Raw genomic sequence first — 17,459 nt, 5'->3', positions numbered from 1 at the left:
TCCATGAGATCGTCATGGCATGAAGAAATGGGAGTACCTCACCGCTCCGGTGCTGATCCACAACACGAAGATGATCCTCGACAACTTCGGGTCCGACGGCTGGGAGCTGGTCCAGATCGTCCAGGGCGCCTCGTCCGAGCAGCTCGTCGCCTACTTCAAGCGGGAGAAGGCGTGACCCCCGAGGAGCGGATCGCCGAGCTCGGGTTCGAGCTGCCCCAGCCGGTGACGCCGCTGGCCGCGTACGTGCCGACCGCGCGCACCGGCGACCTCGTCTACACCTCCGGCCAGGTGCCCATGCTGGAGGGCAAGCTGCACCAGACCGGCAAGCTCGGCGTCGACCTCGGTGTCGACGAGGGCAAGGCGCAGGCCCGCATCTGCGTGCTCAACGCGCTGGCCGCGCTGAAGGCCGAGCTGGGCGAGCTGTCCAGGGTGCGCAGGATCGTCAAGGTCGTGGTCTTCGTGGCCAGCGCGCCGAGCTTCACCGAGCAGCCCCAGGTGGCCAACGGCGCCAGCGACTTCCTGGCCGAGGTGTTCGGCGAGACGGGCAAGCACGCCCGCAGCGCCGTGGGCGTGGCCGCGCTGCCGCTGGACGCCCCGGTGGAAGTGGAGCTGATCGCGGAGGTCTCCTGACCGGAGAGGCGGGTGCGGAGGTCTCCTGACCGGAGAGGGCTGATCGCGGAGGTTTCCTGACCGCGAGGATGTGTCACCATGACCGAGTGATGTTCTAGTAGGAGGTCAGGTGGCCGGTCTTCCCCTTCCCGACGAGCTCGCCGCGCGAGCCAGAGAGATCATCGCCGGGCGGCTCGCTCCCGCCCCGGCGCGTGACGCCGCCACGGTGGTGATCCTGCGCGGCTCGGGCCCGCGCGGCGGGCCCGAGGTCTACCTGCTCAGGCGCAAGTCCACGATGGCCTTCGCGGCGGGCGCCTACGTCTTCCCCGGCGGTTCCGTCGACCCGCGTGACACCGACCAGGCGGTGGCCTGGGCCGGGCCGTCCCCCAAGGAGTGGGGGGAGATCTTCTACGCCAGTGAGAACGTCGCCCGCGGCCTGGTGTGCGCGGCCGTGCGGGAGACGTTCGAGGAGTCCGGGGTGCTGCTGGCGGGGCCGGGGCCGGACAGCGTGGTCGAGGACACCACGGGCGACGACTGGGAGGCCGACCGGCTGGCGCTCATCGACCGGAGCCTGGCCTTCGCCGACTTCCTGGACAGGCGCGGCCTGGTGCTCAGGTCCGACCTGCTCAAGCCGTGGGCCCACTGGATCACGCCGGAGATCGAGCAGCGCAGGTTCGACACCCGGTTCTTCGTGGCGGTGCTGCCCGAGGGGCAGCGCACGCGTGACGTCGGAGGCGAGGCCGACCACGTGGTGTGGCGGCGGCCGGCCGAGGCGATCGAGCTGTGGCGCGCGGGTGAGATCTTCCTGATGCCGCCCACCTCCCACACGCTCACCGAGCTGGCCGGGCACGACAGCGTGGCCTCCGTGCTGGCCGAGGAGCGGGAGATCACGCCCATCCTGCCGGAGGCCGTGGAGGTCGAGGGGGAGATGAGGTTGATGACGCCGTGAGCGGACTGCACATCCCGCTCGGCACGCCTGACGGCTCCCGTACCGAGCACGCCGAGAACCTGCTCGTGCCCAATCCGTCCGCCATGACGCTCGACGGCACCAACACCTGGGTCATCGGCACCCGCGACGCGATCGTGGTCGATCCGGGGCCCGACGACGAGGCGCACCTGCTGCGCGTACGCGACCATCTGGGCGAGCGGCGGGTCACCCAGATCCTGCTCACGCACGGCCACGCCGACCACAGCGGCGGCGCCAAACGCTTCGCCGAGCTGGTCGACGCCCCCGTACGCGCCCTCGACCCGCGCCACCGGCTGGGCGACGAAGGGCTCGGCGACGGCGACGTGGTCACGGTCGACGGCCTGGAGCTGCACGTCTACGCCACGCCCGGCCACTCGTTCGACTCGCTCTGCTTCTGGCTGCCGCAGGACCGGGCCATGCTGACCGGCGACACCGTCCTCGGCAGGGGCACCACGATCATCGCCCAGGACGGCGGACTGGGCGACTACCTGCGCAGCCTCGACCGGCTGAGGGCGGCGGCCGAGGGCCTGGGAGCGCGGGCGCTGCTGCCCGGCCACGGCCCGGTGCTGCCCGACCCGATCGCGGCCCTCGACGGCTACATCGCCCACCGGCGGCAGCGGCTCGACCAGATCAGGGCGGCGCGGGCACAGGGCGCGCGCACGCCGCAGGAGGTCGTCGAGATCGTGTACGCGGACGTCGACAGGTCGCTCTGGCCCGCCGCGGAGGTCTCCGTGCGGGCCCAGCTCGACTACCTGGAACGGTTGTAGAGCCGGTCCATGTCGAGGATGACCACGGCCTTGGCCTCGATGCGCAGCCAACCGCGCTGGGCGAAGTCGGCCAGGGCCTTGTTCACCGTCTCGCGCGAGGCCCCGACGAGCTGGGCCAGCTCCTCCTGGGTGAGGTCGTGGTGCACGCGCATGCCGTCGTCGGTCTTGGTGCCGAACCGCTCCGCCAGGTCGAGGAGCTGCTTGGCGACCCGGCCGGGCACGTCGGTGAAGACCAGGTCGGCCAGCACGTCGTTGGTGCGGCGCAGCCGCTGGGCCAGGGCGCGCAGCAGGTGCAGCGCCACCTCGGGGCGGCCGGTCAGCCAGGGGCGCAGGTCGTCGTGGCCCAGCCCGGCCAGGCGCACGTCGGTCAGCGCCGTCGCGGTGGCGGTGCGCGGTCGCGGGTCGAACAGCGACAGCTCGCCGAACATCTCGCTCGGGCCGAGCACGCTCAGCAGGTTCTCCCGGCCATCGGGCGAGGTGCGGGAGAGCTTGATCTTGCCTTCGAGCACGACGTAGAGCCGGTCGCCGGTCTCGTTCTCGTGGAAGAGGGTCTGTCCCTTGGACAACTGGACCTCGGTGATGCTCGTCCGCAGCGCCGCGGCGCTCTCGCGGTCGAGCGCGGCGAACAGGGGGGCCTTGCCCAGCACATCTTCGGTGTTCACTCTGCCTCCTCTGCTGCCATTGTGACTCACCCCACTCCGGGCGGCACACACAGGCTATGGGAATGCCCGGGTTAGGCGTGGCTTGCCCTGGTGTGTGGCGCACTGAAGTGTATGAACAAATCGGGTGACCTGCTTACTTCCGCAGGAGGTCGTCCACCGAGGCGACCGCCGTCGCCATCGTGTGGCCCAGCAGGACGCGTACGACATGGGCCGCCGAGGGGCGGCCGGCGGGCTCCGGACGGCGGCACCGCTCGACGACGCCGCGCAGCGGATGCGGCAGCGCGCCGGACCCGCTCGCGAACCTCACCAGCTCCGCCCAGTCCCGCACGTCGTCGGCCGGGCCGCCGCGGCCGGGCGAGCCCTGCACGCCCACCAGCACCTGGCCGCGCGTGCCGAGCGCGACGTTGTCGGGGGTGAGCCGCAGGCCGGTCACGCCGTGGGCGTGCATCCTGGCCATGGCCGCCGCGCTGCCGAGCGCCACCCGGTGCAGCGCCGCGCCGCGCAACGGGCCGCCCCTGCGTACGAAGTCGGTCAGTGACTCGCCCTTGTGCTGATCGCCCATGGTCGCCGCCCTCCCAGCCGCCAGGTTGTACGCGAACGCGGCGTAGAAGGTTCAACGGTTCCCATAGTCTTGCGGCATGGCCACGAACGCGGCGGGGCGCAAGCCGGAGACCCAGCTAGCCCTGGTACGGCGGGCGCGCAAGATGAACCGCGTCCTCGCCGAGACCTACCCCGACGCCCACTGCGAGCTCGACTTCCGCAACCCGCTGGAGCTGCTGGTCGCGACCATCCTGTCGGCCCAGTGCACCGACAAGCGGGTGAACATGGTGACCCCCACCCTGTTCGCCAAATACCCCACCGTCGAGGACTACGCCGCCGCCGACCGCGCCGAGATGGAAGACATCATCCGCTCGACCGGCTTCTTCCGCGCGAAGACCAACAGCATCATCGGCATGGCCCAGGCCGTGTGCGAGCGCTACCGCGGCGAGGTGCCGGGCCGGCTCCAAGACCTGGTCACCCTGCCCGGCGTGGGCCGCAAGACCGCGAACGTGGTGCTCGGCAACGCGTTCGGCGTGCCGGGGCTGACCGTCGACACGCACTTCCAGCGGCTCGTGCGCCGCTTCGGCTGGACCGAGGAGACCGACCCGGTCAAGATCGAGCACGTCGTGGCCGAGCTGCTGCCCCGCCGCGAATGGACGATCTTCTCCCACCGGGTCATCTGGCACGGCCGCCGCATGTGCCACGCGCGCCGTCCGGCCTGCGGCGTGTGCCCGCTGGCGAACCTGTGCCCCTCCTTCGGCACCGGGCCCACCGGCGAGGCGGAGGCGGAGAAGCTGGTCAGGCCCGGTCCCTTCTCCTGATCCGCGAGCCCAGGGAAGTGATCGAGGCCGTGCCGTGTTGGAGGTTTGCGTGACAGAAGTGCCCGACTGGCTCGAACGGCTCGCGGCGCAGGCCGCGCGGATCACGGTCCCCCGCTACCTGCGGCCCCCGGCCGGCCGCGGGCGCCTGGCCGCCGTGCTGATGCTGTTCGGCGAGGGGCCGCTCGGCCCCGACGTGCTGCTCATCCAGCGCAGCTCACGCGGCCGCAGGCACGCCGGCCAGCCCGCCTTCCCCGGCGGCGGCGTCGATCCCGAAGACGGCGGCCCGGTCGGCGCGGCGCTGCGCGAGGCCGAGGAGGAGACCGGCGTCGATCCGCGCGGCGTGCGCGTCCTCGGCACGATGCCCGAGCTCTACCTCGACCACAGCGACAACCGGGTCACCCCGGTGTTCGGCTGGTGGCACACGCCCTCCGCGGTGCACGCCGCCTCGCCCGACGAGGTCGAGTCGGTCGAGCGGGTGCCGATCGCCGAGCTGGTCGATCCGGGCAACCGAGTCATGTTGCGGCATCCCAGCGGGCTCGCCGGCCCGGCCTTCCACGTGCGGGGCATGCTGGTGTGGGGGTTCACCGCGATGGTGCTCGACTCCGTGCTGCGCGAGGGCGGCCTCGAACGTCCCTGGGACCAGGCGCGCCTGGAGGACCTGCCGGCCGAGGTCGTCAGACTGGGCCTGCGCGAACGGATCACTCCGGGGTCCTGACGGCTGTGCGAGCGGATCACTCCGGGGTTCTGAGCGAGACGCCGAGCGAGGCCCAGTCGGCGACGTCCGCGTCGTCGTCGGCGGCCAGGGTGCGCAGCATCTCCAGGCCCGCCCGGTCGGGCGGGTCGCCCAGCACGTGCTGCAGCGCGTACGCCGCCCCGTACCTCACTCTGGCGTCGTCGTGACAGGCAAGGTCGATCACCGAAGGCAGCGAGCGGGGGTCGGCCAGGTGGCCGAAGGCGATCAGCACGGCGTACAGGACCATGGCGTCGTCCTCGCTGGCCGCCAGGTAGCGCAGCACCGGCAGCGTACGGTCCACGAACGGCCGCAGCATGCCCATGATGTCCACCCCGAGCAGCCGTTCGGCCACGTTGTCCGCGGCGCACAGGCGGCGTGCCTCGATGAACGACTCCAGGTCGGCCCGCTGGCGCAGCAGGCAGATCACGTGCCAGCGCAGCGGCCCGTCCGGGTCGGTGTCGCTGAGAGCTGCCCGGATGAGATCGCGCACTGTTCCCTCGGCCGGCGGCATACCGCCCAAGATAGCCAGCCGGGTGACGCCGTCCTGGCGGAAGACGTGCACACTTGACCGTATCGCTGGCTACCTTTGAAGCGTGCGCGGTGATCTGCTTGACCTCATATTGATCGGCCTCGTGATCGCCTTCGGCGTATCCGGCTACCGGCAGGGCTTCATCATCGGCGCGATGAGCTTCGTGGGGTTCGTGGGCGGCGCCGTGCTCGGCATCTTCATCGCGCCGCCGATCGCCAAGGCCGTCGTCGACGGCGACACCCCGCAGGCCCTGCTCGCGATCGTGATCGTGTTCCTGGCCGCCACGATCGGCCAGTTCGCGTCCTCCACGGTCGGCGCGGTCGTGCGCAGCCACGTCACGTGGGAGCCGGCCAAGATGGCCGACGCGGTGGGCGGCACGTTCGCCAGCGCGCTGTCCGTGCTGGTGATCGCCTGGCTGATCGGGTCGCTGATCGTCTCGACGACGTTCACCCCGCTGGTCGACCAGGTCAAGAACTCCGCGCTGCTGACCACGGTCGACGACGCGATCCCGCAGGCCGCGCGCAACTGGCAGCAGCCGTTCAAGAAGTTCGTGGACAGGTCGGAGTTCCCGCCCGTCTTCGACGCCATCGCCCCCGACGCGCTGATCGACGTGCCGCCGCCGGCGCAGAGCGTGCTGCAGGGCGCCAAGCTGGGCCGGGCCCAGCGGGCCATCGTGAAGGTCCAGGGCAACGCCGAGAGCTGCAACAAGCACATCGAGGGCACCGGTTTCGTCTACGCCGACAACCGGATCATGACGAACGCCCACGTCGTCGCCGGCGTCACCCGCGACCTGGAGGTCATCGACTACAAGAACGTGCGCCACCCGGCCAAGGTCGTGCGCTACAACCCCCAGCGCGACATCGCGATCCTCTACGTGCCCGGCCTCGACCTGCCGCAGCTCACCTTCGAGGCCGACGGCAAGCGCGGCGCCAACGCGATCATCGCCGGCTTCCCCAGGGGCAAGGGCTTCACCGCCGAGCCCGCCCGCATCGGCGGCCGCCTCGACGCCGAGGGCCCCGACATCTACCACGACCGCAACGTCCGGCGGAAGGTCTATGCGATCCGCGGCAAGGTGCTGCCGGGCAACTCCGGCGGCCCGCTGCTCACCGTCGACGGCCGCGTCTACGGCGTGATCTTCGCCGCCGCGGTCAGCGAGAAGGACACCGGCTACGTGCTCACCGCCGAGGAGGTCGCGCCCGACGCCGGCCAGGGCCGGAACGACACCACCGCGGCCAGCACCCAGGAGTGCGACTAGGCGGGCAGTGCGGCCAGGATCAGGGCGATCGCCTCGACGGCGTCGCTGTCCTGGGTCAGGCCGGTGGCCGCCCTGCCGACGGCGTCGTAGTCGCCGCCGTACGCCTGCGCCCTGGCCGCGCCGCGGCTGAACAGGGTGACCGCGCCGCGGCCGTTGCCGCGCTGGAGGTGCGTCAGCCCGACGCAGATCTGCGCGAGCCCCTGCCACAGCTCGCGCTCCTCCTCGGGCGCGCACTTCCAGCGGCCCTCGAAGACCTCGTGCGCGTTGAACGGCAGCCCCTCTCCCAGGAAGTGCCGCGCGTCGGCGAGCGCCTGCTCGGAGGTGGGTGCGTAGTCGTCGGGGACCCGGTCGACGCCGGGCGAGCCGTAGGGGAGCGGCCTGCCGTACGCGTCGCGTGGCCTGGCGTTGCGCGGCTTGCCCTGGGGGTCGCGGTCTCTCATCGCTCGAGGGGCTCTCTCATCGGTCGGGTTCGGGATCGGCCAGCCAGCCGAGCAGCTCGGTGTCGAACACGTCGGGGATCTCTTCGTGGGGGAAATGGCCCGCGCCCTCGAACAGCCGCCAGCGGTAGGGGGCGGCGACGTACCGGCTGGAGCCCTGGGCGGTGCGGGGGAGCGCGTACGGGTCGAGCGCGCCGTGCAGGTGCAGCGTCGGCGCCTCGATCTCGGTACGCATGACCCTGGCATAGCGGCGGCCGTCGGGCCGGAGCTGGGAACGGCCGAACCAGCGGTGGTACTCCAGCGCCGAGTGGGCCACGGCGGGGATCCGGAACGCCTCCCGGTAGGTGCGCGCGGTCTCGGCGTCCGGCCAGCCGGGAGCCGACCAGCCCGCCAGGATCCTGCCGACCAGGGCGGCGTCGTGCCTGGTGAGCCTGCGTTCGGGCAGCAGCGGGAGCTGGTAGCCGAGCGCGTGCCGGCCGGCCCTGAGCTGGCCGGGGTCGGTCGCCAGCGCTTGGCGCAGCCGCAGCGGGTGCGGCGCCGAGACCACGACCAGCCGGCGCACGCACTTGGGGTCGAGCACGGCCATCGTCCAGGCCAGCAGGCCGCCCCAGTCGTGACCGACGACGACCGCGCCGGTCTCGCCGAGCGCGCGGATCAGGCCGGTCGCGTCGGCGGCCAGGGTGGGCAGGTCGTAGCCGCGCGGCGGCTTGTCGCTGCCGCCGTAGCCGCGCAGGTCCGCGGCGACCGCCCGGAAGCCGGCCTGCGCGAGGGAGGTGAGCTGGTTGCGCCAGGTCCACCAGAATTGCGGGAACCCGTGCAGCAGCAGGACCAGCGGGCCCTCGCCGGCCTCCACGACGTGGAAGCGGGTGCCGCCGGCGTGCACGGCCCGGTGTGTCCACGGGCCGTCGATCTGGACGACCGTCTCGTCAGGTGCCATCACGGCTCACCGGCTGACTCTCGGCGCTCGGCACGGGGAGCGTCTGCTCCTCCGGCGTGGCGATCTCCTTGAGGCCCTTGATCGACCTGGCGGTGCGCTTCATCCCGGCCAGGCCCTTCAGCCTGCGCACGCCGACCAGCACCAGCAGGCCCGCGGCCACCAGGTAGAAGACGGTCACGATGAGGAAGGCCAGCCAGTTGGGCAGCCACTGGGCCAGCACGTACGCGATGGTGAACGAGGCCAGGATCAGGCACAGGTGCGCCATGAAAGCGGCGGCGGCGAACAGCCCCGCGGCCATGCCCACCCGCTTGGCGTCGAACTTGAACTCGGCCTTGGCCAGCTCGATCTCCGAGCGGACGAGGTCGGAGATGTGGCTGCTGGCCTGGGCGACCAGCGAGCCCAGGGATTCTTCCTCGGGAGTCTGCGGCATGAACGTCTCCTATCGAGGCCTGGTGGCCGTGTCAAACATCCCGTACTAACTGCTGGGCGCCACCGAACACGCCGAGGACGCGGCTACTCCCAGAACTACCCGATCGCCCACGATAACGCCGTCCGCCGCAGACAGATGAGGCGCATGCCCGGTACGGGCATGCGCCTCAGCGGCTGAACGGCCGGTCAGTCCTCGGACTTGGCCGCCGGCAGCTTCTCGGAGATGAGGTTCATCACCGTGCTGTCGGCCAGCGTGGTGACGTCGCCGATGCTGCGGTTCTCGGCCACGTCGCGCAGGAGGCGGCGCATGATCTTGCCGGAGCGGGTCTTCGGCAGCTCGGGGACGACCAGGATCTGCCGCGGCTTGGCGATGGGGCCGAGCGTCCTGGCCACGTGGTCACGCAGCTCGGCGGCGATGTCGTCGTTCTCCTCGGCGCTGCCGCGCAGGATCACGAACGACACGATGGCCTGGCCGGTCACCGGGTCGGTCGCGCCGACCACGGCCGCCTCGGCGACCTTGGGGTGGCTGACCAGGGCGCTCTCCACCTCGGTGGTGGAGATGTTGTGGCCGGAGACGAGCATGACGTCGTCGACGCGGCCGAGCAGCCACAGGTCGCCGTCCTCGTCCTTCTTCGCGCCGTCGCCGGGGAAGTACATGCCCTCGAAACGCGACCAGTACGTGTCGATGTAGCGCTGGTCGTCGCCCCAGATCGTGCGGAGCATCGACGGCCACGGGTCGCGCACGACGAGGAAGCCGCCGCCCCCGTTGGGGACGCTGTTGCCCTGGTCGTCGACCACGTCGGCGGTGATGCCCGGCAGCGGGCGCATCGCCGCGCCCGGCTTGGCCGAGGTGACGCCCGGCAGCGGGCTGATCATGATCGCGCCGGTCTCCGTCTGCCACCAGGTGTCCACGACGGGGCAGCGGTCGTGGCCGATGTGCTCCCGGTACCAGACGTAGGCCTCGGGGTTGATCGGCTCGCCGACCGAGCCCAGGACGCGCAGGCTGGACATGTCGAACTTGGCGGGGATGTCGTCGCCCCACTTCATGAACGTCCGGATCGCCGTGGGGGCGGTGTAGAGGATTGTGACCTTGTACTTCTGCACGATCTCCCAGAACCGGCCGCGGTGCGGGGTGTCCGGGGTGCCCTCGTAGATGACGCTGGTCGCGCCGTTGGCGAGGGGGCCGTAGACGATGTAGGAGTGGCCGGTGACCCAGCCGATGTCGGCCGTGCACCAGTAGATGTCGGTCTCGGGCTTGAGGTCGAAGACCGCGTGGTGCGTGTAGGCGGTCTGGGTGAGGTAGCCGCCGGTCGTGTGCAGGATGCCCTTGGGCTTACCGGTGGTGCCGCTGGTGTAGAGGATGTACAGCGGGTCCTCGGCGTCGTGGGGCTCGGCGGTGTGCTGGTCGCTCTGGCGCTCGACCAGGTCGTGCCACCACACGTCCTTGTCGCCCACGGCGACGTCCTGGCCGGTACGGCGGACGACGAGCACGTTCTCCACCTGCGGGCACTCGGCGACGGCCTCGTCCACGGTGGGCTTGAGCGCGCTCGGCTTGCCGCGGCGGTAGCCGCCGTCGGCCGTGATCACGAGCTTGGCGTCGGCGTCGTCGATGCGGCTCTTGAGCGCGGCGGAGGAGAAGCCGCCGAACACCACCGAGTGGATCGCGCCGATGCGGGCGCAGGCCAGCATCGCGATCGGCAGCTCGGGGATCATCGGCATGTAGATGGCCACCCGGTCGCCCTTGCGCACGCCGAGCTCCAGCAGCGCGTTGGCGGCCTTGCCGACCTCGTTCTTGAGGTCGTTGTAGGTGAGCGTGCGGCTGTCGCCCTCGGGCTCGCCCTCCCAGTGGTAGGCGACCTTGTCGCCGCGGCCCTCCTCGACGTGCCGGTCGACGCAGTTGTAGGCGACGTTGAGCTCGCCGCCGACGAACCACTTGGCGAACGGCGCGTTCCACTCCAGCGTCGTGTCCCACCGCCTGGCCCAGGTCAGCCGCTCGGCCGCGCGCTCCCAGAAGGCGAGACGGTCGGCGTCTGCCTCGGCGTATGCGGCGGCGGTCACGTTCGCGGCCGCGGCCAGCTCGGCCGGTGGTGCGAACCGGCGGTTCTCCTGTAGCAGGTTGGACAGCGCCTGGGTCTCGTTGCCAGGGGTCTCCGGGGCCACTTCGTGCTCCTTCTATGGCCAGGTTGGACAGGTCGGGTCCCACTTCACCAGCTCACGGCCTCCCCACACAAGAGGTCTAGACAGGTCTGTACCGATTCGCGTGGGTGGCCGCATGATTATCAGCTTGCATGACAAACGCAATTGAACTGTTGTCATCCTGAAATCAGGAGAATATGCGGTTCGGCGTGGCGGGAAAAAGCGGGGGGGCCGTAGCGCCTTATACGGCGGCGGTCCGGTCCATGGCGGGGCATGGCGTACCCGCCGGTAAGGTCGGTTTCCGTGAGTGACCCATTGGCCGTCATCGCGCGGTTCCCAGGCGTGTCCGAGGCAGTGGACGAGGCGCGGCAGGCCGTCGACAGGCTCTATCGGCATCGCGTCCTGCGCCGGGCGAGCCCGGCGGTGTCCACCGAGTCGTCCCTGCGCGGCGCGCGGGCCTCGGCCGCGATCGAGGGCGTCGACGTGCCACTGGACGCCTTGCGCCGCGACGAGGTGCACGATCCGCTCGTACAGGGGGCGCTGCGGGCGTCCGCGGAGATGGGCCGGCTCGGTCCCACCTGGCGGAAGGCGCCGCGGCAGGTGCTGGCCCGCCTGCACACCGTCGCCGCCGCGGGGCTCGCCGACCAGCCGGCGCTGGGCCGTCCCCGTACGGACGACTCCGCCCCCGATCCGCTCGGGCTCGGTCCCGCCCCGGGGGCGGCGGAGACCGCGACGCGCATGGAGTCCCTGTTCCGGCTGCTGGAAGAGGCGGGCAAGGCGCCCGCGATCGTGCTGGCCGCCGTGGTGCACGCCGAGCTGGCGGTGCTGCGTCCGTTCGGGACGTGCGACGGCGTCGTGGCGCGTTCCGCGGAACGGCTGACGCTGGTCGAGTACGGGCTCGACCCGAAGTCGCTGGTCGTCGTCGAGATCGGGCATCTTGAGCTGCCGTACGCGGAGGCGCTCCGGGCGTATCTGACCGGTACTCCGGAGGGCGTCGGCCAGTGGGTACAGCACTGTGCCTCGGCGGTAAGCCTGGGGGTACGGGAGACGACCGCGGTCTGCGAAGCGATGCAACGAGGCTGACGGACGGGCTGGTCACATAGCGGACGGCGTCTCGACCGAGACGCCGTCTGCCGGTGCATCACACCGGGTTACCAAGCGTGCACCTCAAATCCGTCGGAGCGGGTCAAGCCCGTCACGACGCGCCTCCCGCGGCTGGTCGCGCGTGGGTACCCGGCTGATGCACCCGGACAAGAGGTCCGTAACACCTTTCTACGACGGATCCGCCCTGCTGGGAACCCCTTGGAGCAAGACCTTTACCCAGACGTGGAGCGGCCGGGAGGGTTCCGTCGAGCCGTCTTCGGGCGCCAACCCGTTACCTACCTGTGACGATTACGGACAGTGACTGTCTTTATGCGATCGTTATGGCGTAGCGAAAAAACTTGGCGGAAATGCCAGATTACTGCTCGACGAAACTCGAGTGGATCGGGCAGCATACGGAGGTATCGCCCGAAACTGGAGCGTGTGTGTGAGGGATGCGTTTGCAAGTCTCTTGCCATGCTCTGGTGAAGTGATGAAAGCTTTCTTCTGAAACGGGACCGGCTCTACCCCCCCGGAGCCGGACCGATCAGGCGACCCCCGCTCTCCCCCCCGGCGGGGGTCGCCCTATTTCCGGCCTCTGTCCGGCTCGCCGACCCCGCCGGTTGTCCACAGGTGAGGCATGTCCGCGGCCGCCGTCCCCAGAATCCCGTTCGGCCTCTCCCGGCCGCCTCCTCCCCAGCAGGGTTGACCTCCCACGCCCCGGCAAGAGGAGGACCCCGTGCACCGCCCCCTGGTCATCACCGAGGACCACGACCTCCTCGACGACCTGGTCCGCATCGCAGCCGCCGCCGGCGCCCAGCTCGACGTGGCCCAGACCCCCGCCCATGCCCGGCCGTACTGGAACCTCGCCCCCATGGTCGCCATCGGCCCCGACCAGGCCGACGCCGTCGCCGCCACCTCACCGCCCACCCGGGACCAGGTCCTCCTGGTGCCCCGTGGCCCCGACGACCCCGACACGTGGCGAAAATGCGTGGCCGTGGGCGCCCAGGCCGTCGTCCGCCTCCCCGGCGACGAACGCCACCTCGTGGAACGCTTCGCCGACGCCATGGAGCCCGAGCCCCGCTCCGGCGCGGTGACCTGCGTGATCGGTGGCCACGGCGGAGCGGGCGCGAGCGTGGTGTCCGCCTGCCTGGCCCTGCGCGCCTCGGGCGACCGCCTCCGTACGCTCCTGATCGACGCCGACCCCCTGGGCGGCGGCATCGACGCCCTGCTGGGCCACGAGGAGGCGGCGGGCGCCCGCTGGGGCGACCTGGTGGCGAGGGAAGGAAGGATCAGCTCCAGCGCCCTGCGGGCGGCGCTCCCGTCGTTCGGCGACCTCGCGGTCCTGTCCTTCCACCGCGGGGAAGTGGCCGCGATCCCGCCCCAGGCCATGCGCTCGGTCCTGGAAGCCGGCCGGCGCGGCTTCGACCTGATCGTCGTCGACCTCCCGCGCCATCTCGACCCGGCCGCCGTGGAAGCCCTCACCAGGGCCGACACGACCCTGACGGTCACCACGGCCGACCTGCGCGGCATCCTGTCCACCGTCCAGGTGCTGGGCGAGCTCCGCAGGCACACCGCCGACCTGCGTGCCATCCTCCGGCCCGGAGTCCTCGACGAGGAGACGGCCGCGGCCTCACTCGGCATCCCCGTCGCCGCCCACCTGCCCGACCATCCGAGGCTCACCGCCACCCTCAACCGGGGCGAGCTCCCCGGGCTCGGCCCGCGTACGGTTCTCGGCACCCTCTGCGCGTCCCTGCTCCAAGACCTCCTTCCGGCATGAGCGCCGCCGGGGAGGTCTCGCCGGAGCTGGTGGAGGCCGTACGCGTCCGCCTGGCCCACGCCGGTGTCGAGCCGACGGCCGCCCAGGTGGCCGTCGCGCTCAGAGCCGAACGCTCGGTCTACGGAGACGCCGAGATCCTGGCGGTCGCCCGCGCCCTCTGCGCCGACCTGATCGGCGCCGGTCCGCTGGAACCGCTCCTGGCCCGTCCCGACGTCACCGACGTCCTGGTCAACGGCCCGCGGGAGGTGTGGATCGACGACGGCGGCGGCCTGCGCCGCACCTCCGTCACGTTCGCCGACGACGGAGCGGTCCGCAGGCTGGCCCAGCGCCTCGCGGCCGCCGCCGGTCGCCGGCTCGACGACGCCTCGCCGTACGTGGACGCGAGGCTGGCCGGGGGCGTCCGGTTGCACGCCGTACTGCCGCCCATCGCCTCGGGCGGCACCTGCGTGTCGCTCCGCCTGCCGCCGCGCCGCACCTTCACCCTGTCCGACCTGGTGTCGGCCGGCACGATCGCCCCGGCGGCCGTCACGGTGCTGACGGCGATGGTCGACGCCCGGCTCGCCTTCCTCGTCACGGGCGGCACCGGCACGGGCAAGACCACCCTCCTGTCGGCCCTCCTCTCCCGGGCCGACCCGGCCGAACGCCTCCTCCTCGTGGAGGACTCCGCCGAGCTGCGCCCTCTCCACCCTCACGTGGTCCGCCTGGAGACCCGTCCGGCCAACCTCGAAGGGGCGGGCGGAGTGGGCCTGCGCGATCTGGTGCGTCAGGCGTTGCGCATGCGTCCCGACCGGCTCGTGGTGGGCGAGGTCAGGGGAGCGGAGGTCGTCGACCTGCTCGCCGCCCTCAACACCGGCCACGAGGGCGGGTGCGGCACGCTGCACGCCAACGCCGCGGCCGACGTGCCGCCCCGCCTGGAAGCCCTCGGCTGCGCGGCGGGCCTGACCAGGGAGGCCGTGCACAGCCAGCTGGCGGCGGCCCTCGACGTGGTCGTCCACCTGACCCGCACCCGCACCGACGGCCGACGGCGCGTCGCCGAGATCTGCCTGCTCTCCAGAACCCCGGCCGGCCTCGTCGAATCGGTCCCCGCCCTCACCTTCGCCCCGGACGGCAGCCCCCACACCGGCCCTGGCTACGAATCCCTCCTGCGAAGGACCTCATGAAAGCCCCCGGACGATGACCGCCGCGCTCATCTCGGCCCTGTCCACAGCCTGTGCCCTCTGGTTGTGGACCGGCCCGACCACGCCCGCCCTCCGCCTGCGCGCGCTCCTGACCGCACCTCGTCGCCGACCCCCATGGTCGGGCCTGCTCCGAGCCACCCTCACCCGCCCCGGCCCCACCCGCCGCGCCGACGCCTGGCGCCGCGCCTCCATAGAGCTGTGCCAGTCGCTCTCGGCCGAGCTCGCCGCGGGCCGCACCCCGGGCGAAGCCCTGACCCGGGCCATCACAGCCGTCGACTTCCCCGACCCCGAAGCCCTGCGCCCTGCCCTGGCAGCGGCAAGAGACGGCGGCGACGTCTCCGCAGCCCTCACGGCAGCGGCCCCGGCTCAGGGCGGCGAGGGCCTCCGCCGCCTCGCTGCCTGCTGGGACGTCAGCATCACCGTGGGCGCAGGCATGTCCGCCCTGGTCGAACGAGTCGGCAACACGCTCCGCGCCGCCCAGACCCACCGCGCAGACGTCGCCGCCCAACTGGCCGGCCCTCGTACCACGGCGCGAATGCTCGCCGCCCTGCCGATCCTCGGCCTCCTGATGGCGGGAGCGCTCGACATGCACCCCCTGAACTTCCTGCTCGGCACCTTCCCCGGCCTGCTCTGCCTCCTGTCCGGCGCAGCCCTGGACGCCTGCGGCCTGTGGTGGACCCACCACATGGCCACCAAGGCCCACCCCTGACCCACGACCCGCGACCCCGCGCCCGCGACCCCGCCCCCGTGGCCGTCGCCCGCGGGGCGCCGGGCCGCATCCTTCCCGCACCCGAACCACTGGAATTCCGCTGCCCGATGCTTCCCTTTCTGTCCGCCTTCTGCGTGGCCCTCGCCACCTGGTTGTGGTCAGCCCCACGCACCCCCGCAGACCGCCTCACCCGCCTCCTCCCTCCGCCCACCCCCTCAGCCCCGCCGTCCAGCCCCACCACCTCTGCGACGGACACCCCCACCCAGCCCGACTGGCTCGACAAGGACGCCCTCCACCGTCCCCCGGACCGCAGAACCATCACCACCGCGGCCCTCACCGGCGTGATCACCGCCCTCCTGATCGGTGGTTTCGCAGGAATCGCGGTAGCCCTCCTGCTGACCCCCGCAACAGCCCTGATCCTGCACAGAAGGGAACCCCCTCACTCCCGCCAGGAACGCGAACAGATCACCGCCGACCTCCCCTTCGCCGCGGACCTGATGACCGCGTGCCTCCTCGCCGGACAACCGGTGACCGCCGCCACAGACCTGGCCGCGACCACGATCGGCGGCCCTCTCGGTCAGCGTTTGGCATGGGTGAGCAGCCAGCTCCGCCTGGGCGCCGACCCCGAACCGACCTGGGCAACCCTGACGAGGGACCCGGCCCTGAGCCGGCTGTCGAGAGCCATGAGCCGGGCCGCCCAGACCGGCGCCCCGCTGGCGGACGTCCTGACCCGCCTGGCCGACGACGCAAGGGACGCAGCCAGAGCCGCCTCACTGGCCGCCGCCCGAACCGTGGGCGTCAAAGCGGTGGCCCCTCTGGGCCTGTGCTTCCTTCCGGCCTTCGTCCTCCTGGGCATCATCCCGGTGATCGCCGGCCTCGCGTCCACCATCATCCTGCCGTGACCCTCGCCGGCGAACGGGCCGACAGGCCACCGAGCAGGGCCTTCGCCGCCCTCTCGCGTCCGCAGCAGGACTTGTCCACAGCCCGAGGAGTCACTCGGTCGGCAATCCCCAGAACGCCGTTCGGCCAGACGGCGGCTGCGCCTTCTCGGCGAATCTTGGGCTCCCGCCGGACAAGACCCGGCTCCGATCACCTGGAGGCACGATGCAAAGTCCCGCCACCACGCCAGGCCCCCTCAGCCCCGCTCCACCCATCACGGCCTGCCCGGCTCCGTACATGGACAACGTCGAGACGGAAGGCACACAGTCTTCCTCCTCCTCGACCGCCGGCGGGCCGACCAGCTCCCGCAACACCCGATGGCGTCCCAGCAAGTGGATCGCCTGCGCCGTCGCGAACCGCGAGCGCGGCATGTCCACCGCCGAATACGCGGTAGGAACCATCGCGGCCTGTGCCTTCGCCGCCCTCCTCTTCAAGGTGGTCAGCAGCCCCGAAGTGCAGGAAATGCTGAAGTCCCTCATCGACCGAGCGCTCAAAACGACCGGATGACCCTGCCCCAGACGCGGAAGGCCACCACCGGGCAACGGTCGGCATCACGCGGCTCGGTGACGGCCGAGACCGCCGCCATGCTGCCCGCCCTCATGATCGTCCTGGCGGCCGCGCTCTGGGCCATACAAGCGGTGAACGTCCAACTGGAATGTGTAGACGCGGCCCGAGCGGCAGCGCGTGCCGCAGCCCGAGGTGAGCCGCTGGACCAGGTCCGCGACCTCGCCCGCTCAGCCACTCGCCCAGACGCACACGTAGAGATCGCCCGCGACGCAGAAATCACGAACGTAGAGATCGCAGTAGATGTACGACCAGCCTGGGGCACTTCCCTGCCGGCCATCCGTGTGTCGGCCTCGGCGACAGCCGCCACAGAACCATGACGTCACACAGTCGCTTGCCGAAAGGAGATCTGCCAGGAGGACATGAGCCCTCGTGTCCTCCTGGCAG

At 71.6% G+C, this 17,459-nt stretch carries 21 protein-coding genes; 14 read left to right on the top strand and 7 right to left on the bottom strand.

Annotated elements, in window-relative coordinates; translation table 11 throughout:
- Window positions 1–19 precede the first annotated feature (19 nt).
- The 4 genes from AB0J97_RS00695 to AB0J97_RS00680 all read left to right on the top strand — a co-directional run bounded on the left by AB0J97_RS00695 (window position 20) and on the right by AB0J97_RS00680 (window position 2,343).
- The gene (locus tag AB0J97_RS00695) at window positions 20–175 is read left to right on the top strand and encodes a hypothetical protein (RefSeq protein ID WP_357692612.1); all 156 of its coding nucleotides are present in this window, start codon (window positions 20–22) and stop codon (window positions 173–175) included.
- Window positions 172–630, top strand: a complete 459-nt coding sequence (locus tag AB0J97_RS00690; protein WP_357692610.1) for a RidA family protein — start codon at window positions 172–174, stop codon at window positions 628–630. The genes AB0J97_RS00695 and AB0J97_RS00690 overlap by 4 nt, the downstream gene beginning before the upstream one ends.
- Before the next feature lie 109 nt (window positions 631–739).
- Window positions 740–1,558, top strand: a complete 819-nt coding sequence (locus tag AB0J97_RS00685; RefSeq protein ID WP_364082757.1) for an NUDIX hydrolase — start codon at window positions 740–742, stop codon at window positions 1,556–1,558.
- Window positions 1,555–2,343 (top strand): MBL fold metallo-hydrolase, encoded by a 789-nt coding sequence (locus tag AB0J97_RS00680; protein WP_364082754.1) that lies wholly within the window; start codon window positions 1,555–1,557, stop codon window positions 2,341–2,343. The genes AB0J97_RS00685 and AB0J97_RS00680 overlap by 4 nt, the downstream gene beginning before the upstream one ends.
- On the opposite strand, the gene AB0J97_RS00675 is transcribed toward AB0J97_RS00680, so the two are convergent.
- Both AB0J97_RS00675 and AB0J97_RS00670 read right to left on the bottom strand, forming a co-directional pair.
- A complete protein-coding gene (locus AB0J97_RS00675) occupies window positions 2,325–3,005 on the bottom strand; it encodes a Crp/Fnr family transcriptional regulator (RefSeq protein WP_125644033.1) in 681 nt (226 codons plus the stop codon). The genes AB0J97_RS00680 and AB0J97_RS00675 overlap by 19 nt on opposite strands.
- 133 nt (window positions 3,006–3,138) lie before the next feature.
- Window positions 3,139–3,567, bottom strand: a complete 429-nt coding sequence (locus AB0J97_RS00670) for a hypothetical protein (RefSeq protein WP_357692604.1) — start codon at window positions 3,565–3,567, stop codon at window positions 3,139–3,141.
- A gap of 76 nt (window positions 3,568–3,643) precedes the next feature.
- On the opposite strand from AB0J97_RS00670, the gene nth reads away from it, so the two are divergent.
- Together nth and AB0J97_RS00660 are read left to right on the top strand one after the other, a co-directional pair.
- On the top strand, window positions 3,644–4,366 hold the full coding sequence (gene nth, locus AB0J97_RS00665) for an endonuclease III (RefSeq protein WP_364082750.1): 723 nt from the start codon (window positions 3,644–3,646) through the stop codon (window positions 4,364–4,366).
- A gap of 49 nt (window positions 4,367–4,415) precedes the next feature.
- Window positions 4,416–5,081, top strand: coding sequence for a CoA pyrophosphatase (locus AB0J97_RS00660; protein WP_357692600.1), 666 nt, complete (start codon window positions 4,416–4,418; stop codon window positions 5,079–5,081).
- 16 nt (window positions 5,082–5,097) lie between these two features.
- Here AB0J97_RS00660 and AB0J97_RS00655 read toward each other — a convergent pair whose 3' ends face one another.
- Complete coding sequence (locus AB0J97_RS00655; protein ID WP_357692598.1) at window positions 5,098–5,589, bottom strand: HEAT repeat domain-containing protein; 492 nt, start codon at window positions 5,587–5,589, stop codon at window positions 5,098–5,100.
- 103 nt (window positions 5,590–5,692) lie between these two features.
- Between AB0J97_RS00655 and AB0J97_RS00650 the strand changes: the two genes are divergently transcribed.
- Window positions 5,693–6,883 carry a MarP family serine protease gene (locus AB0J97_RS00650; protein ID WP_357692596.1) on the top strand — a complete coding sequence of 397 codons (1,191 nt, stop codon included), beginning with the start codon at window positions 5,693–5,695 and terminating at the stop codon, window positions 6,881–6,883.
- Here AB0J97_RS00650 and AB0J97_RS00645 read toward each other — a convergent pair.
- From AB0J97_RS00645 to acs, 4 genes are all read right to left on the bottom strand, one after another.
- Window positions 6,880–7,323, bottom strand: a complete 444-nt coding sequence (locus AB0J97_RS00645) for a DUF309 domain-containing protein (RefSeq protein ID WP_357692594.1) — start codon at window positions 7,321–7,323, stop codon at window positions 6,880–6,882. The genes AB0J97_RS00650 and AB0J97_RS00645 overlap by 4 nt on opposite strands.
- Before the next feature lie 16 nt (window positions 7,324–7,339).
- Complete coding sequence (locus tag AB0J97_RS00640; RefSeq protein ID WP_364082745.1) at window positions 7,340–8,257, bottom strand: alpha/beta hydrolase; 918 nt, start codon at window positions 8,255–8,257, stop codon at window positions 7,340–7,342.
- Window positions 8,247–8,687 carry a phage holin family protein gene (locus AB0J97_RS00635; protein ID WP_364082742.1) on the bottom strand — a complete coding sequence of 147 codons (441 nt, stop codon included), beginning with the start codon at window positions 8,685–8,687 and terminating at the stop codon, window positions 8,247–8,249. Before AB0J97_RS00635 ends, AB0J97_RS00640 begins: the two co-directional genes overlap by 11 nt.
- A 185-nt stretch (window positions 8,688–8,872) precedes the next feature.
- Window positions 8,873–10,846, bottom strand: coding sequence for an acetate--CoA ligase (gene acs, locus AB0J97_RS00630; protein ID WP_357692588.1), 1,974 nt, complete (start codon window positions 10,844–10,846; stop codon window positions 8,873–8,875).
- Between the two features lie 279 nt (window positions 10,847–11,125).
- Between acs and AB0J97_RS00625 the strand changes: the two genes are divergently transcribed.
- The 7 genes from AB0J97_RS00625 (at window position 11,126) to AB0J97_RS00595 (ending at window position 17,392) form a co-directional block, all read left to right on the top strand.
- Window positions 11,126–11,905: an oxidoreductase gene (locus AB0J97_RS00625; RefSeq protein WP_357692586.1), complete on the top strand. Its 780-nt coding sequence runs from the start codon at window positions 11,126–11,128 to the stop codon at window positions 11,903–11,905.
- A gap of 736 nt (window positions 11,906–12,641) precedes the next feature.
- Entirely contained in the window at window positions 12,642–13,682 is a 1,041-nt protein-coding gene (gene ssd, locus AB0J97_RS00620) for a septum site-determining protein Ssd (RefSeq protein WP_364082738.1), read from the top strand.
- Entirely contained in the window at window positions 13,679–14,842 is a 1,164-nt protein-coding gene (locus AB0J97_RS00615; RefSeq protein ID WP_357692582.1) for a TadA family conjugal transfer-associated ATPase, read from the top strand. The genes ssd and AB0J97_RS00615 overlap by 4 nt, the downstream gene beginning before the upstream one ends.
- A gap of 13 nt (window positions 14,843–14,855) precedes the next feature.
- Window positions 14,856–15,569 carry a type II secretion system F family protein gene (locus AB0J97_RS00610; RefSeq protein WP_364082734.1) on the top strand — a complete coding sequence of 238 codons (714 nt, stop codon included), beginning with the start codon at window positions 14,856–14,858 and terminating at the stop codon, window positions 15,567–15,569.
- Between the two features lie 107 nt (window positions 15,570–15,676).
- Window positions 15,677–16,471, top strand: a complete 795-nt coding sequence (locus AB0J97_RS00605; RefSeq protein WP_364082731.1) for a type II secretion system F family protein — start codon at window positions 15,677–15,679, stop codon at window positions 16,469–16,471.
- Between the two features lie 274 nt (window positions 16,472–16,745).
- Window positions 16,746–17,015: a DUF4244 domain-containing protein gene (locus AB0J97_RS00600; RefSeq protein ID WP_357692576.1), complete on the top strand. Its 270-nt coding sequence runs from the start codon at window positions 16,746–16,748 to the stop codon at window positions 17,013–17,015.
- Window positions 17,012–17,392 carry a TadE family type IV pilus minor pilin gene (locus AB0J97_RS00595; RefSeq protein ID WP_364082728.1) on the top strand — a complete coding sequence of 127 codons (381 nt, stop codon included), beginning with the start codon at window positions 17,012–17,014 and terminating at the stop codon, window positions 17,390–17,392. The genes AB0J97_RS00600 and AB0J97_RS00595 overlap by 4 nt, the downstream gene beginning before the upstream one ends.
- Window positions 17,393–17,459 lie beyond the last annotated feature (67 nt).

The organism is Nonomuraea sp. NPDC049607 (genome assembly GCF_040675375.1).
Lineage (GTDB): Bacteria > Actinomycetota > Actinomycetes > Streptosporangiales > Streptosporangiaceae > Nonomuraea.
The sequence above is the reverse complement of the archived record's forward strand: the minus strand, read 5'-3'. Positions and strand labels throughout refer to the sequence as shown.

Coding starts and splice junctions, on each gene's coding strand:
- AB0J97_RS00695 (WP_357692612.1), top strand. CDS start 20: ATGAAGAAATGGGAGTACCTCACCGCTCCGGTGCTGATCCACAACACG.
- AB0J97_RS00670 (WP_357692604.1), bottom strand. CDS start 3,567: ATGGGCGATCAGCACAAGGGCGAGTCACTGACCGACTTCGTACGCAGG.
- nth (WP_364082750.1), top strand. CDS start 3,644: ATGGCCACGAACGCGGCGGGGCGCAAGCCGGAGACCCAGCTAGCCCTG.
- AB0J97_RS00645 (WP_357692594.1), bottom strand. CDS start 7,323: ATGAGAGACCGCGACCCCCAGGGCAAGCCGCGCAACGCCAGGCCACGC.
- AB0J97_RS00640 (WP_364082745.1), bottom strand. CDS start 8,257: ATGGCACCTGACGAGACGGTCGTCCAGATCGACGGCCCGTGGACACAC.
- AB0J97_RS00635 (WP_364082742.1), bottom strand. CDS start 8,687: ATGCCGCAGACTCCCGAGGAAGAATCCCTGGGCTCGCTGGTCGCCCAG.
- AB0J97_RS00615 (WP_357692582.1), top strand. CDS start 13,679: ATGAGCGCCGCCGGGGAGGTCTCGCCGGAGCTGGTGGAGGCCGTACGC.
- AB0J97_RS00610 (WP_364082734.1), top strand. CDS start 14,856: ATGACCGCCGCGCTCATCTCGGCCCTGTCCACAGCCTGTGCCCTCTGG.
- AB0J97_RS00605 (WP_364082731.1), top strand. CDS start 15,677: ATGCTTCCCTTTCTGTCCGCCTTCTGCGTGGCCCTCGCCACCTGGTTG.
- AB0J97_RS00600 (WP_357692576.1), top strand. CDS start 16,746: ATGGACAACGTCGAGACGGAAGGCACACAGTCTTCCTCCTCCTCGACC.
- AB0J97_RS00595 (WP_364082728.1), top strand. CDS start 17,012: ATGACCCTGCCCCAGACGCGGAAGGCCACCACCGGGCAACGGTCGGCA.